Raw genomic sequence first — 14,197 nt, forward strand, 5'->3', positions numbered from 1 at the left:
AAAAAATCCGATGACCTGTGATCATCGGATTTTGATCTTCTTGTGCTAAATGTCAATCGCTTAACTGATCGGCATTACTCTATAGCCTCCCTTTTTTTTGGGATATAGTTTGAACTTCACTTCTCCTGGTACCCAGTCAGGATTTTTAGAACTGACCACATAGCCCCAGTAATCTTCGTCATGTTTTTTAAGTGCAGCGGTATAACCATAAAATTGCCAAATCCCCTCAAGATCCTCTGAGCTTTTATTGCTTAAATAAACTTTAAATTTGTCAATATCCAAATAATGAACTTCAGAAATGGGAAGTTTTTTCGGTTCATTTAAAACAGGGAAATTATTTTCTGACGTATCTTTGTTTAATCGTAAACCAATGTGTCCTTTACGAAAAAAAGACAGCCACTCCTGTAAAGCTGATACACATTCAATATCCGAAGTTACAAGATTGATTGCTTTTTCAGTTTCCAAAGTATGTTTTTGATACGCTGACTGTCCTTTCTTATCGACTAAAAAACTAAAGCCGGCATCATTTTCCTCAAAGGTTTGCTTTAACCATATAAACTCCCGCTGGCAGTTGAATGTAGAACCAAGGGCTGTATTCACCATCAAAAATGAAAATATGATTAAATGTTTTTTCATAATAATTATTCCCTAAAATTAATTTCAAAAACAATATGAAAAATCGATAAAAGACGAACACTTAAAGTTGGATATTTTAGTTAAAGCTTAACGATTTTTCATTGATAAAAGCACCCGTACAAAACATTCAAATTTAAATTTTTTCTTATTTCACAGCAAGCATCTGATTATGTCACCTTAGCTTAATAGTTAACTATTAAATAATTGCCTAGGGGAACCATTACAAATACCATAATGATATAAAAAACCAAAACCAACACTTAAAATATTATAAAAAATCACTTTACACTCCTTTTTTGGTTAAGAAACAGTGGCGACGATAAACCATTCCCTCAGTCAAATCAGCCAATCGCTTATTACCCCAATCGTCAAAATAGCAATTCATTACTTGCTCATAGCCCCGTAAAGTAATTTTTTTCAGCTTCCTAGTGAGTTTATATTCTTCGTATACTGTATACAGCGACACAGACGCGGCTCTGAAGTATCGTTTACTATCGTTAGGGTTCATACCTTCAGCGATATCAGCCATCGCTTTTCTGGCCTGCTTTCGAGCTTGCTCCAAGGGAACTGATGGAAATCCCCCGATAGTTACTGATAAAGGCTTTTGTGTACCCGGAAGCTTTTTGTAAACCCTAAAAACTTTCTTCCCTGAGGTCTGCGCATCGAGTATCAAACCTGGCATTTGTGTATCATGATATCTTATTCGTTTATTTGGGATCGCTAACTTTTCCAAGGCAAGTTCAGTAAATCTAAATTTTGATGTTGTCATAGCGGTGCTACCTCTGTGCTACTTTGAGCGCTATAACTAACGCTCTGAATTACATAAAGAATTAAGCATCAGATGTGACAAGTCATCAATAACCTATTGATATATAAGGTGTATTAAGTAAGTGCTAGGTAAACAAAGTAAATAACAGTAAAGGGTAGGTTTGAAACTCATAATCGTTAGGTCCCCTGTTCAAGTCAGGGAGGGGGCACCATTTTTAAAGACCATCAAAATTACTACCTACAAGCAAAAACATAACTTATTGATCGATATGATCGACAGGTAAAGTCATTGTGTCGATAAAAGCTGACTTCATAAATACAAGCTACTCAATATGCAGGTATGCCACACGAGCAGGTGTATTAGTGGTTTAAACAGGCAGTTCTGCCGAATTGCCTGTTCGCTACAGCGTTCAGATTTCTGTGCCGATTAAAACAGAATAAAAAAGGTACGAACGACACGATCAATTAATCCTTTTACCTGTCCTTTAGAGTCATTATCCAGTCCGGAAACGCAGCCCAAACCAAAGGCTATACCGAGTCCTGTTGGTGAGCCGATTACTGATAATGTGGTCGCTTTGGTCTGACGATAGCATAATTGGGTATTAATCGCCGCAGCGCGGTAACGTTGTACTGCGAGTTGAGTTTGCTGTCGCTCTTTTGCCATAAAATAATTGGCTGAGTACATTATGCTCCCTCCTCTGATTGTGACTCTGAAGCTGGTTGATTGTTTGCCATTAAGGTGGATATCGAAGTACGCAAGGAAATAGCGTTAAAAGCCCCGCGGAACAACTGCATTAACCAGTACAGTAACAGACTATTTAACACCAGAATAATGCTGGCAATAATGGCCCAGTGCACATTCCAGTTTGATAAACCGACTGCTAAGGTTGTATTAGCCGCCAGCCACAACACTGTTGTGACCGCGACCATCATTAACGCTGCCATTGCACATATTGCAATGGCCTTGAGTGATAGACGAATATCGGCTTCTACCAATGACTTACCTGCCTGCCAGCGCTGCTGCCAAGCGTTAAGTAATTGCTCAAATGAAGGCAACACATCTGTAATAGAAGCTTCATTTTGTTGGCTTTTAACCGCATCAACGGTATTCACATCAGCGTCATGCATATAATTACTTCTTGCGTAACAGGCTGGTTAACAACATCCCCGCGGCAAAGGCGATACCAGCAGAGGCAAGCGGGTTTTCCGCAGCATAACGACGAATAGATGACTGCTTCCATTGTGCCTGAACGGCTTTTTGTTTTTCGGCAATCGCTTCTGCCGATGACGATGCACCATGACGCAATTTTTCTTCTGTATTCGCCACGCGCTCTGCCAAGGCGTCAACCGAGTGATGCAAGGTATCCTGCATTTTATCTGATATGGGTGAATTCGAGTCAGATGCTGCGGCGTGATTATCCTTCGGGGTTGCTTTGGTATTACTTTTTGCTTGAGTAGCCATTTCATTCTCCAATCTAGTTGATGAATATTTACAGCCCATAAGTACTCTATACGCTGCCCTTCTATGAAAATTGCTTTCGCAAATACTTCTCACAGTTAGTTATTGCAATGGCTATGCCAGTGTCCGTAATGTGGCCAGGAGTATGATAGGGATTGGCCTGAGGCGTTATTTATGCTTTTCAGTAAAGCGCATCAGCACAGTAAAGATGTAGGATTTTCATGCTCAATCAGCAATTTTTTCAATTAAAACGATTGAGCGGCGTCATCCAATTAGCAGGATAAAAAACGGTCCGTTAAGTCGGACCGTTTAAAGGCTAGGTAACATTAAGTGACCAGACGTTATAATACTTAATCGTCTGATGCAGCATCCTGTACTGCTTCACCGGCACTTTCTATATCTTTGCCTGCTCCTTCAATGGTGGCGCACGCCCCTAGCATTAACACCAGTATGATCAGGGTTGAATGAACTAACGACTTTTTATTAACTATTTTCATGTGTTGCTCCTCGGTTTAGTACCAATATGATTCTAGTCTGTGTTTTCCAAATAGTTACTTTTTCACGTTATCTGAGAACGTGATCAAATCTTCCACATCCATTTTGTAGGCTTGGATAAATGCGTTATGGAATAATCCGGCAATTGCGGTAGTTAAAGGAATATCGGGATCGTCCAATGTGCCGCTAATCGGGATCCGGGTCGCGACTAAGTCATGCCGTTGATTTTCTAGTAAACCGGCCACCAAACCACTGGTCATCTCGATTAATAGCGCAAAAGGATTGTCCTTGTCTTTGATCACATCCTCATGCCAGGAAAATATATCCAGATCATAAATCCCCGCTTTGACATAACCATCCACCTGCCCTTGTTGTGCAACAAGTTCGGCAGAAATATCCACTTGTCCGGCTTCAATATCAAAGGGAGCATAAAAATCGAGTAGCTGATCAAGATGCTGTGCTGACAACTTGGACATGGCGATATCAACATCGAAAGTCGGTTGTTTAATTCTTGGATCAAAGCTTGCTGAAAAACGTAATCCGGCTTTACCCAGCACTTTCCCAGTAAACTCGGCCTGGGCCATTGAAGTGGACTGCTGTTGCTTGGTCACGTTAGTCACGCTGCCATTAAGCTGGTTGATAAAAAAATCGGCTTGCTGTTGTTCCGCTACTGCTCTGAAGCGGAATGTTCCGTGGTTGACCGTCAGTGTGTCGATAGAAAAAAACACTAATTTATTGGCTAATTGTATCCATGTTTGTTCATCTAAAATCGCATCTGATTTAATTGCTGACTGCTTGGCTTGTTTAAGTAAAACAATGTCCGGACGCTCAAAATGCATTTTAGTTATCCAGTGTCCGGCTAGAATCGATGACCATAGCAACGACATACTGACGCTTTTTGCATTTAATAATGGGTAGGATTTTCCTTGGCTATCCTGTTGGTTAATTTCGACGTTGTTTAGCTGATAAGCTGCCCGCCACAAATACAAATCCACATCACCAACCGATCCGCTAATCCCTGCTGACTGATCAATCGACTGGTTAACATACCACTTCACCACATCCGGTGCTGCCAGTCTGAGGATGACCAGCACCAGTATGCATAAACCAATGTAGCGTGTTTTGTGGTTGCGAATATTTAGCATACCAATGACAAAGCAATCAGCATACCAGCCTATTAATGAACGCAGGAAAAGCCAGCCAATCGCTCTACATTAGCCCGATACAGCGGGTTAAGACAGGCGTTTTTACGCTATAAAAATCCGCTCTAGCACGTTCAAGCCGACACTGATAAACCGATTTTTACCGATGGAATGTAATTTATACATTGCCAATTGACCGTGCTCATTTTTGAATACTCAGTGTAAATATGGTGCGAGCAGGGTATTCCAGATGGCATAGCCTTTATCGTTCAAATGCAGGCCATCTTGTCTGAAAACAGATTGCTTGGGTTGACCATTGGGATCCAGTAATGGTGTGGCAGTATCAACATACACCAGGTTATCTGTGCCACTGGCATAAGTTTGGATACTCTGATTTACCTGCTGCATCAGTGGCCATAACGACCAACGGGACAAACTGGGTTTAATCGGCAAATAAATGACTTCCGCATGGGGAAAATCGCCTTTAATCCGGTTAATCAACCGTTTAAGTTGCGCGATGGTATCCGTCACCGACACACCAGCCGCAATATCGTTATCGCCGACATAAATCACCACTCTGGCAGGTGCATATTTGCCAATCACATGTTCATAGACCTGCAACACTTCAGCCGTGACAGAACCGCCAAATCCACGATTAATCACGGCAATATTGGGAAAAGCGCTGGCGGTAGGCCAATAACGGATACTGGAACTACCGACAAATAATGTGGCCTGTTTCGGAACACTATTTTTACTATCCCACTGCCTAAAAGCATTGATTTCCTTGGCAAATTTAAAATCAACCAGGTTATCTGCGTACAAGGTTTGACTTAACGCCAAACCCAATAAACAGACAATATTAATAGCCAACCAACGTACTGTTTTCATTTTCATCCCTAGACGGCTTAAAGGGATTAAACATCGAGGTTTAATCCCCTCCAATATTTAGTTCAATGAATCGTCACGCCAGTATTTAGTGCCTTTGACTGTTGCCTGTAATGCCAGTCCACTCTCGGTTAACTGGTAGATAGTAATATTATCCACTGTTACCTCGCCGGCCACGGCTGCCCCTTTTTCTCCTGCTTTGGCCGCAGCATCCGCTTGAGCACCAAATGCCCATCCCTGCTCAATAAAGCGCTGCATGGTATCGGCATTGTGGAACACAAAGACCACTCTGAAATCTTTCACACCGGCACCTAACCCCAGGCCCACTTCGGCCATTTTCATATAGGTATTTTTACCGTTGCGATTATCGGTCACCACGCCATAGCCGCCACCAAAACTGGCTAAAATTAAATTAACATTGGCATTGTTAAATACCGCATAGCCGGGTGCGCTGCTAATTTGCGCGCGGGTACTGGGATTTAAACTGTATAATTCCGACAATACCTCGCCTTTCATCTGCAATATGGCCTGGCGTTGTTCAGCAATGGTGGCCCCTCGATTGGTTGCACAACCACCTAACAGCACAGACACCCCAAAAAACATAACTAACCACTTAATTTTATTCATATATTACTCCTTTAATTGTTCTAACCTAAGCTGTACTTGGCTTACCCGTTTATGTCGAAATTATTTCTTCACCCACTCGCCGTTTACCCACAGATATTGCCCACTGACGGTTTTTTGATAGGCTTTTTTAGCGGCCAACAGCTCGACCTGTGACAATTTGATATTATTCTTGGCAGCCAGCTCTTTGTATACTTCTCTGCGTTTTGCGTTGATCTCGGTGACCAATTCGAGGACTTCCGGTTTATTCACGATGGCGCCTAAATAACCGGTGTCTTTTTCTCCGACCAAACCATTTTGTTTCGCTTCATCCAGTCCTATCGCAAAGCTAAGAGAGCTAAAACCCAGTAATACTGTGGCAATCAATATGCTAAATTTTTTCATCCTGTTCTCCTTAAAAAAGCTCGCTGTCGGCACTGAACACATTATCCAGCTCTTTATCTACTTTAACTCTAATCTCATGATCAATTTTGACATTCAGATTGATCGTAATTGGCTCTTTAGCGGCGACCTCTACCCGATGAGTACAGGCGCTCACAAACAGCAACATGGCTACTACAATAATCGGTCTCACATGATTCTCCCTTGCTATTGATTGATACTTTGCTCGATTTTTTCCGTCAAACTGTCGGTTAATCTGAGCGCTTTTAACAACACCAAAATATTTTCTTCATGCCCATAATTAAAATTAACTTGCTCTTGTTGCAGTGGGTTGGTGCCCTGCATGGCAATATCCATATTTAACCATCCATCGGCTGATAAATTCACCGAACTGGTCAAGTTATTAATGTCCAGATTTTCCAATAAGGATAATTGCTTTTGTATCTCAGGTTGCTGAGCTTTAAGTGCCGTAAAGGCCTGATTATCACTAATCACTAACTTGCCCGCGCCCTGATTACTTAATTTGCCATTAACAATGGAAAAACGCCCCTGTTGAAGATGTAACGGTAAATGGCCTTTAATCAACCCCGTCACCTCAATTCCCGACTGTTTTTGCAACGCCAATATCTTAGCCGTATCGATTTTGGTTAAATTAAGCAATGCCGTTTGCTCTCGCCCATCCAACCATAGTTGGTCAACGACAAATTGACCATCAAAAATGCTGCCACGCAAATCACTAATACTAAATTGGCTATTGGTACCTCGCAGTTGACCCTGTATATCACTAATCAGGACTCCGGCATCAATATTTTTAATATGCAGCGTAGAGGGGGTTAGCTGAAGTCCCGCTGAATCAAATTCAAATTGGGACTGATAACTGGCCTGGCTAATCACACTATCTTGATATTCCAGCGAGACCTGATGCATTTCGACTGAACCACTAGCCTGCCAAGTGGATAAATTGGCCATAATATTGGCATTCATCTGACCGGATTGAATAGTCATCTCCGGCAGCCATTGCTGACTAATGTCAGCCAAAGCAGGCAACGGCTGATCAACTATTTTCAACTCTGCTTGTTGATTATGGGTGGTCAAGGTAGCGTACCATCCGCTATTCAATTTAAGGTCGTGGTGGCTAGTCACGTTTTGCTCATCCCGATTAATCTGCAACTGATGTTTTATTTGGATAGCCCCCAGCATATGGTTGGCATAATCAATATCGGCGATGTGTGATTGACCAGAGACATCAAAAAGGGTTAACCCCTTGATGCCAATATCAAGCTGGCTTTCCAGTCCAGTCATATTCAACGATGATTGCGTTAACGAGGCAATTTTACTGTTAAGCGTCACTTGCAATTGTTGACTTGTGCTACCACTGAGCGTGAACTGGGCATTCATATCTTGCAGCACGCTTTGCTGTTGCAATAACTCAGGAACATTAACCCTGCCGCTGGCGCTAATCGCACCATCGGGTTGTAATTCAACCTCAAAATCAGCATCCAGATTCGGCACTGACCCGCCTGCCCAATTCAATTGGGTAAGCTGCACGTGATTATCTTGACTGTTTAATTGCAGTCCTTGCGAGCTAAATTGCCAATGACCTGACGACTGCATCTTTCCCTGCCCCAACTCAAGATTGTCCACCTTGCCGTTAAGTTGATATTGACTGCTCAGGGTGCCATCAAAACGCCATTCCAGATTACTGAGTTGTAACGCCAAACTAACGGCTTTATTGCTCGTGCCCAATTCGGTTTGCGCATCAATCATCACTGTTCCGCTTTGCAACGCCTGTTCGGTTATTGACAACACCTCAGGAAAAGCGGCAGTAAATTTAGTAAATCGCAGGGGGTCAGGAACCTTCTGCAAGGCCGCACATGTTGGCATATCACCGCGCAATTCAAACTGGCGTAAATCCATTTCAGCGCTGCGATTAAGCCAATCTGCGTTGAATCCGATCGCTCCTTGACCTGCAACATTAATATTGCAGTTTTCCAGTTGCACCTGTTGTTGCAGCGCTAATTGACTCTGACTGCGAAAAAACTGTCCATCAAAACTCACCTTCGTAGCAATGGGCGCTTGTAACAATGTGGCATCGAATTGGTCACTCGGGAATTGAGCGCTTAACTGGGCAATATCCTGTAAATGCCAATTCAGCTGAGCGTTTAAGCTCCCCTTTTGCAGCGTTAGCAGGGCATGCCAATCAGCATCCAGTTGCCATTGATTAGGCGCAGTTTGCGTTATCGTCAATTGCACAGGTTGACGCAATAGGGGAGATTCGACCCGCAAGTTTTGCACCTGCAATTGAGGTAAATTTGCTGGCAAGGTTAAATCAATGCGTGAATGGCTATTCTGATTTGTAGATGACGTTGATGACGGTGTGATCGTCAGAATCGCCTGTTCGATTGCCACAAGGTTAGCACCACGATTCCAACGTAGATGATAGGCTTCTAATCTCCCCTGGCTATGCTGCAGGCATAAATGCGCCACATCAATGTTCAATGAACGATCCAGACTCCATTGCAGACAATTAAGCTCAATGTCATCAGGTGCCAGATACCAATTAACCGCGCCACGCACTAATGCCGCACGTGAAAACCATCCCCCAAGCAAAAGCACTATCAACAGGATTAGTGCAACCCATCGTTTTTTCATGCAATCCCTTTAGTCATCAACTTAGGATACAGTGTGGCACAGACAAGCAGCTTGTTTGAACAACTGATGCTATTTATCTTGTTGGTTCAATCGTTTAAGCTGCTGCAACATTCAGCGCCCCACGAGGATCCTATGGCCGGAGCCAGTTTACTTACCCTACTCGACGATATCGCCGCAGTCTTGGACGATGTGGCATTAATGAGCAAAGTTGCTGCCAAAAAAACCGCTGGCGTATTGGGCGATGATTTAGCTCTCAATGCCGATCAAGTTAGTGGCGTCAGGGCAGAGCGTGAATTACCGGTAGTCTGGGCGGTAACGAAAGGGTCCTTACTGAATAAATTTATTCTGGTGCCACTGGCACTATTACTCAGCTATTTTTTACCCTGGCTGATTACTCCTCTGTTAGTGATGGGCGGTTTATATCTGTGTTTTGAGGGCACCGAAAAAATTATCCATAGTTTGCATACTCAGCCTAAGGCAGACCGGACGCAGGAAGTCGCAGCCCTGTCGGATCCTGATTTTGATTTAGTCAGCTTTGAAAAGCAGAAAATCAAAGGCGCCATCCGTACCGATTTTATTCTATCGGCCGAAATTATTGTGATTGCCTTAGGCACTGTCGCTGATACCAGTTTTATTACCCAGGCTATTGTCGTTAGCCTTATCGCCTTTACAATGACATTAGGTGTATACGGATTAGTCGCCGCCATTGTTAAACTGGATGATGTGGGACTGTATCTGGTGAGAAATAATCCCACGCCAACGGGGAGCCGGTTCGCGGCCGGTCTGGGTCGTGCGATGATCACTTTTGCGCCCAAATTAATGAAATTTCTAGCTATCGCCGGGACCTTGGCAATGTTTCTGGTCGGCGGCGGGATCGTTGTCCATGCACTGCCCATCATTCATCATTGGCTGCAAGCTTACCTACCCTTGCATGCTTTACTCGACTTGGCACTTAACCTTGTTGTCGGCCTAATCAGTGGTGCATTGGTGGTATTAGTCGTCAATGGCTGGCAAAAGCTGTTCGGAAAAAATCATCCCAGTGACGTCTAGTGCAGCAAGGCTAATTTGGTTAAATACTGATTACTTTGCTGCTGATCCACCGCATAACGCTTGGCAAGGTTCAAATTACGCCGGGTTTCATCCACTTTACCCAGCTCAAAGTAGGCTTTAGCCAAACCAAAATAAAAGTGGTGATCATACTGATTAAGGGATTTGGCTTTTCTAAAATGTTGAATGGCTTTTTGCCAGTGACCACTCTGGTATTCCTGTTGACCAAGAAAGTAATGATAATAAGGATTGGACTGGCGCTGTTTATTTATCCGCGAGCGAATATCATTGGCTTGCTCAATCCTGCCAGTATGCTCGAATAACACCACCATATTATCCAGAATATTGCGGTTATCCTTTTCCAATTCCAATCCGGCCAAATAGGTTTGTTCCGCCCAGTCATTGTGGCCACTCATACGATACAACACGCCCAGATTACTTAGACCGGAAACATAGTCAGGATCGGTCAACAAGGATTGGCGAAAATACGCATAAGCACGATTAAAATCCTTTGCCACCAAGGCTTCAGCGCCAATATTATTATAAAACATTGCTAACGCCGTTTGTTTGCTAATCCAGTTTTTTTGAAAACGACTACTGGCGAAACTGTTACTAAAATCCACTTCAATGCTATCAATGCTGTATGCCTGTCCTTCATTGACTGGGGTTTTAGCCGTGATAAATAAATTGACATGACCATTCAAAAAGTTCACATCATCCCGTAAATTCCAGAACTCAGGAATCGTCACATCCTGAAACACCACATTCAAGCCAACATATTTAGCCATAGAATAGGCCAAAATGGACATGGAGAGGCAGTTCGCCGTTTTACTGCTAAATGTCTGGCTCGCCACACTATTAGCGTCGGTTTGATAAAGGAGGTTAACCTTGTTCGGACTAAAGAGTTGGTCGGATAGTTGATTCATACGATCAACCGGTTTATCCAGAATTAAGATGTTGTTATCGAGGTAATTGGTTACTGCCTGATCCAGTTGAAATACCTGCTGTTCGGTTTCCACTGGTATTTGCTCAAAACCGCTATAAGCCTCATCGTGTAAAAACTGATCAGCTTTAACAACCTCGGTTTGCGGAGCCGTAGCACAACCAATCAGCCCGCCAATCAACAGTAATACAAACAATTTACGACACATACTTTTACCTCCGCACTTATTTGTATAGGCCTTAATTTAACGCCATTTATTCCAGCTTAGGCAACCTGCAGAATTTAGCCACTTTCAACAATATTTTGTGTTGTCATTAAAACTACACATTTATGTCATTAAATTGAGCGGCTAACGACAGCAATGAGGGACGAGGGGTAATTACTGGATGGAATCATCAGCCTACTTTAAATCAAGATGTAACTCAGCATGCTCACAGAACTAAAAAAAATACTGGCACTCGAATCCGTTTCATCTCTTTATCAGCCCATTATTGATAAGTACTCCGGTGAAATATTTGCTTATGAAGCTTTAAGTCGCGGTCCTTCCGACAGCGTTTTACACTCGCCAACCCAGTTATTCGAACACGCCCGACAGCATAATTTGCTCAGCGACATGGAAAATATCTGTCGTAAACGTGCGGTGCAAGGTTTTGTAAAACAACAATTACCGGGCAAACTGTTTATTAATATTTCGCCCGAAGCGCTGGAACAAGCGAATCATCAAAAGGGCCGTACCATCGAGTTACTTACCGAATACGGCTTAACCACCAGTCAAGTGGTAATAGAACTGACCGAACAACATGCCGGTACCGATGAAACCGTATTGCTCAACGCTTTGCGTCATTATCAGGAAATGGGATTTGCCATTGCATTGGACGACTTGGGCGCAGGTTATTCATCGTTACGACTGTGGTCACAAGCCAAACCGGAATTTGTAAAAATTGACCGACACTTTATTGAAAATATCGACACCGATAACACCAAGCAGGAATTTGTCCGTTCTTTTGTTGAAATTGCCCAATCGATGCATTGCAAAGTCATCGCCGAAGGGGTGGAAACCCAGGATGAATTTGAGTATCTGTGCCGGTTAAAAATCGATTATTTTCAAGGCTATTATTTTTGCCGCCCCCAGACCAAACCGCCCACCAGCATTCAACTTGATAGCGCTGCACAGCCCCTATCCAAACGCAGCAAAAACTATGTTAGTGCCAATAATCTGGTGGTGCATTCGATTAGCGTACCGGAAAATGTGAATACCAATACGGTCGTACAGTTATTTCAGGATCGGCCCAATATTAATTCCATCGCCGTACTCAATGGCAAAAAAGCCGTCGGTATTGTTCATCGCAGTGAGCTGCTTGGTCTGTTTAGTAAACCTTTCGGTCGTGATTTATATGGCAAGGCACCGGTGGCTAACATGATGGAACGTAAACCGCTAACGGTAGATTCAACGCTGAGTATTGATCAGGTCAGTCGCCTGGTTACCTCTCGTGCCCGCTATCATCAGGAAGATGATTTTATTATTTGTAAAAACGGGGATTTTGTCGGCATTGGACTGGTGATAGATTTACTTAAACAAATTACCGAAGCGCAAATTAAACAAGCACGGCATTCCAACCCGTTAACTCAACTGCCCGGTTTAGTGCCCATTAACGACTGTATCGAACAGTTGATCCGGGATGAACGAAAATTTGTCGTCACCCATTTTGATATTGATCATTTCAAACCTTTTAACGATGTATACGGTTTTGCGAAAGGGGATGAAGTATTGCTGGCATTAGGTCAATGCTTGCAGAAATTTGCCTCCAGCAGTTTGGATACCGTTGGTCACATTGGTGGCGATGATTTTATCGTCTTATGGAACAGTGCAGACTGGCAGGATCGGATAAACAATATTGTGCAGTGTTTTAGTCATTCTGTTGCCGATTTTTATCAGCCTGAGCACGTCAGAATGGGCGGATTTGTTTGCCCTGACCGCTATGGGGAATCACGTTTTATTCCATTAACCACGTTGTCTGTCGCGGCGGTTGAAATTGAACGGGGTTCACACCAGAGCGCTTTTGAAGTGTCCAGTTGTTTATCACCGCTAAAACATGCGGCCAAACAACATCAAGGACATTCAATGGCCGTCAATCAACTCTCCGCGGTGAGCGCTATCGGCCAACAAAAGCCCAAATTACTGTCTTCCAATGGCGTCAATGCAATACCGGTAACGTCATAAAATTGGCAAAAAAATCCCCCGCAATAGCGAGGGATGAAATAAAAATCCTAGACTAATTAGTCTGATGTGGCTTCTTTGCTGATATGCACATCCATTTGCGGGAACGGAATGCTAATACCTTCCTGATCAAAGCGTAATTTCACCGTTTCATGAAAATGCCAGTACACAGGCCAGTAATCACCCGAATTAACCCAGGGACGCACAATAAAATTAACACTGCTATCGCCTAATTCGGATACCGCAATCACCGGTGCCGGTTCAGCTAATACACGCTCATCCGAGGCAATAATCTCTTCCAATACTTTCTTGGCTTTTAATAAATCATCACCGTAGCCAATTCCAAACACCATATCCACACGACGGGTGGGCTTAGCCGAATAATTGGTAATATTGCCCCCGTAGATTGCACCATTAGGCACAATAACCTGCTTGTTATCACCAGTACGGATTTGCGTATTAAAAATACTGATCCCTTCTACAATGCCGGTTGCGCCACCGGCTTCAATGAAGTCACCGGTCTTAAACGGACGGAACACCAGTAACATGACACCGGCCGCAAAATTTTGTAGTGAACCTTGCAACGACAAACCAATGGCCAAGCCTGCCGCACCTAACAATGCCACCAACGATGTCGTATCGACCCCTAATTCGTTTAATGACGCCACGATAACAAAGAGCATCAAAACGGCATGAGCGATGGCCTGAATAAAGGCGATAAGCATATCTTCATACTTCGCCTTGCGTAGCACTTTACCTAACAACCCGGTTAAAACATTAACGACAATCCGGCCGATGATATAAATAATAATCGCCAGACCAATGTTGATTGCCCACGGAATCACGTAGGTATCCATCATTTGCTGCATTTGTTCTTGATCAAAGTCAAACATGTTTGTGCTTCTCCATAAGTAACTATACAAAGTATATTTAATCGCAGTGTATTG

General features: G+C 43.2%; 16 protein-coding genes. 2 read left to right on the forward strand and 14 right to left on the reverse strand.

All coding sequences use genetic code 11. The features are described 5' to 3' along the window. Window positions 1-60: 60 nt before the first annotated feature. The 12 genes from ACTD55_RS16565 to ACTD55_RS16620 form a co-directional block, all read right to left on the reverse strand. Window positions 61-636: a hypothetical protein gene (locus ACTD55_RS16565; RefSeq protein WP_438865442.1), complete on the reverse strand. Its 576-nt coding sequence runs from the start codon at window positions 634-636 to the stop codon at window positions 61-63. Window positions 637-919: 283 nt separating this feature from the next. Beyond that, window positions 920-1,405 (reverse strand): Arm DNA-binding domain-containing protein, encoded by a 486-nt coding sequence (locus ACTD55_RS16570; RefSeq protein ID WP_438865443.1) that lies wholly within the window; start codon window positions 1,403-1,405, stop codon window positions 920-922. 426 nt (window positions 1,406-1,831) lie between these two features. Next, entirely contained in the window at window positions 1,832-2,089 is a 258-nt protein-coding gene (locus ACTD55_RS16575) for a hypothetical protein (protein WP_438865444.1), read from the reverse strand. Further along, a complete protein-coding gene (locus tag ACTD55_RS16580) occupies window positions 2,089-2,532 on the reverse strand; it encodes a hypothetical protein (RefSeq protein ID WP_438865445.1) in 444 nt (147 codons plus the stop codon). The genes ACTD55_RS16575 and ACTD55_RS16580 overlap by 1 nt, the downstream gene beginning before the upstream one ends. Window positions 2,533-2,536: 4 nt before the next feature. After that, window positions 2,537-2,866 (reverse strand): DUF883 domain-containing protein, encoded by a 330-nt coding sequence (locus ACTD55_RS16585; RefSeq protein ID WP_438865446.1) that lies wholly within the window; start codon window positions 2,864-2,866, stop codon window positions 2,537-2,539. Between the two features lie 347 nt (window positions 2,867-3,213). Further along, window positions 3,214-3,360, reverse strand: a complete 147-nt coding sequence (locus ACTD55_RS16590) for an entericidin A/B family lipoprotein (protein ID WP_438865447.1) — start codon at window positions 3,358-3,360, stop codon at window positions 3,214-3,216. A 54-nt stretch (window positions 3,361-3,414) separates the two neighbouring features. Continuing rightward, window positions 3,415-4,503 (reverse strand): DUF748 domain-containing protein, encoded by a 1,089-nt coding sequence (locus ACTD55_RS16595; RefSeq protein WP_438865448.1) that lies wholly within the window; start codon window positions 4,501-4,503, stop codon window positions 3,415-3,417. Window positions 4,504-4,716: 213 nt separating this feature from the next. Further along, a complete protein-coding gene (locus ACTD55_RS16600) occupies window positions 4,717-5,388 on the reverse strand; it encodes a GDSL-type esterase/lipase family protein (protein ID WP_438865449.1) in 672 nt (223 codons plus the stop codon). A 57-nt stretch (window positions 5,389-5,445) separates the two neighbouring features. Continuing rightward, window positions 5,446-6,012 (reverse strand): YSC84-related protein, encoded by a 567-nt coding sequence (locus ACTD55_RS16605; protein WP_438865450.1) that lies wholly within the window; start codon window positions 6,010-6,012, stop codon window positions 5,446-5,448. Between the two features lie 60 nt (window positions 6,013-6,072). Then, window positions 6,073-6,393, reverse strand: a complete 321-nt coding sequence (locus tag ACTD55_RS16610; RefSeq protein ID WP_438865451.1) for a YdbL family protein — start codon at window positions 6,391-6,393, stop codon at window positions 6,073-6,075. Between the two features lie 10 nt (window positions 6,394-6,403). Next, entirely contained in the window at window positions 6,404-6,559 is a 156-nt protein-coding gene (locus ACTD55_RS16615) for a YnbE family lipoprotein (protein ID WP_438865501.1), read from the reverse strand. A gap of 38 nt (window positions 6,560-6,597) precedes the next feature. Continuing rightward, complete coding sequence (locus ACTD55_RS16620; RefSeq protein WP_438865452.1) at window positions 6,598-9,042, reverse strand: intermembrane phospholipid transport protein YdbH family protein; 2,445 nt, start codon at window positions 9,040-9,042, stop codon at window positions 6,598-6,600. Window positions 9,043-9,174: 132 nt separating this feature from the next. Between ACTD55_RS16620 and ACTD55_RS16625 the strand changes: the two genes are divergently transcribed. After that, a complete protein-coding gene (locus tag ACTD55_RS16625; RefSeq protein ID WP_438865502.1) occupies window positions 9,175-10,092 on the forward strand; it encodes a DUF808 domain-containing protein in 918 nt (305 codons plus the stop codon). On the opposite strand, the gene ACTD55_RS16630 is transcribed toward ACTD55_RS16625, so the two are convergent. Continuing rightward, window positions 10,089-11,240, reverse strand: a complete 1,152-nt coding sequence (locus ACTD55_RS16630) for a tetratricopeptide repeat protein (protein ID WP_438865453.1) — start codon at window positions 11,238-11,240, stop codon at window positions 10,089-10,091. The genes ACTD55_RS16625 and ACTD55_RS16630 overlap by 4 nt on opposite strands. Before the next feature lie 219 nt (window positions 11,241-11,459). Here ACTD55_RS16630 and ACTD55_RS16635 point away from each other — a divergent pair, with 219 nt between their 5' ends. Continuing rightward, a complete protein-coding gene (locus tag ACTD55_RS16635) occupies window positions 11,460-13,253 on the forward strand; it encodes an EAL domain-containing protein (protein ID WP_438865454.1) in 1,794 nt (597 codons plus the stop codon). A gap of 56 nt (window positions 13,254-13,309) precedes the next feature. Here the strand turns inward: ACTD55_RS16635 and ACTD55_RS16640 are convergent, their stop codons facing one another. Beyond that, window positions 13,310-14,143 (reverse strand): mechanosensitive ion channel family protein, encoded by an 834-nt coding sequence (locus ACTD55_RS16640; RefSeq protein ID WP_438865455.1) that lies wholly within the window; start codon window positions 14,141-14,143, stop codon window positions 13,310-13,312. Window positions 14,144-14,197: the final 54 nt, after the last annotated feature.

The organism is Neptunicella sp., assembly GCF_048268085.1.
Taxonomy (GTDB): domain Bacteria; phylum Pseudomonadota; class Gammaproteobacteria; order Enterobacterales; family Alteromonadaceae; genus Neptunicella.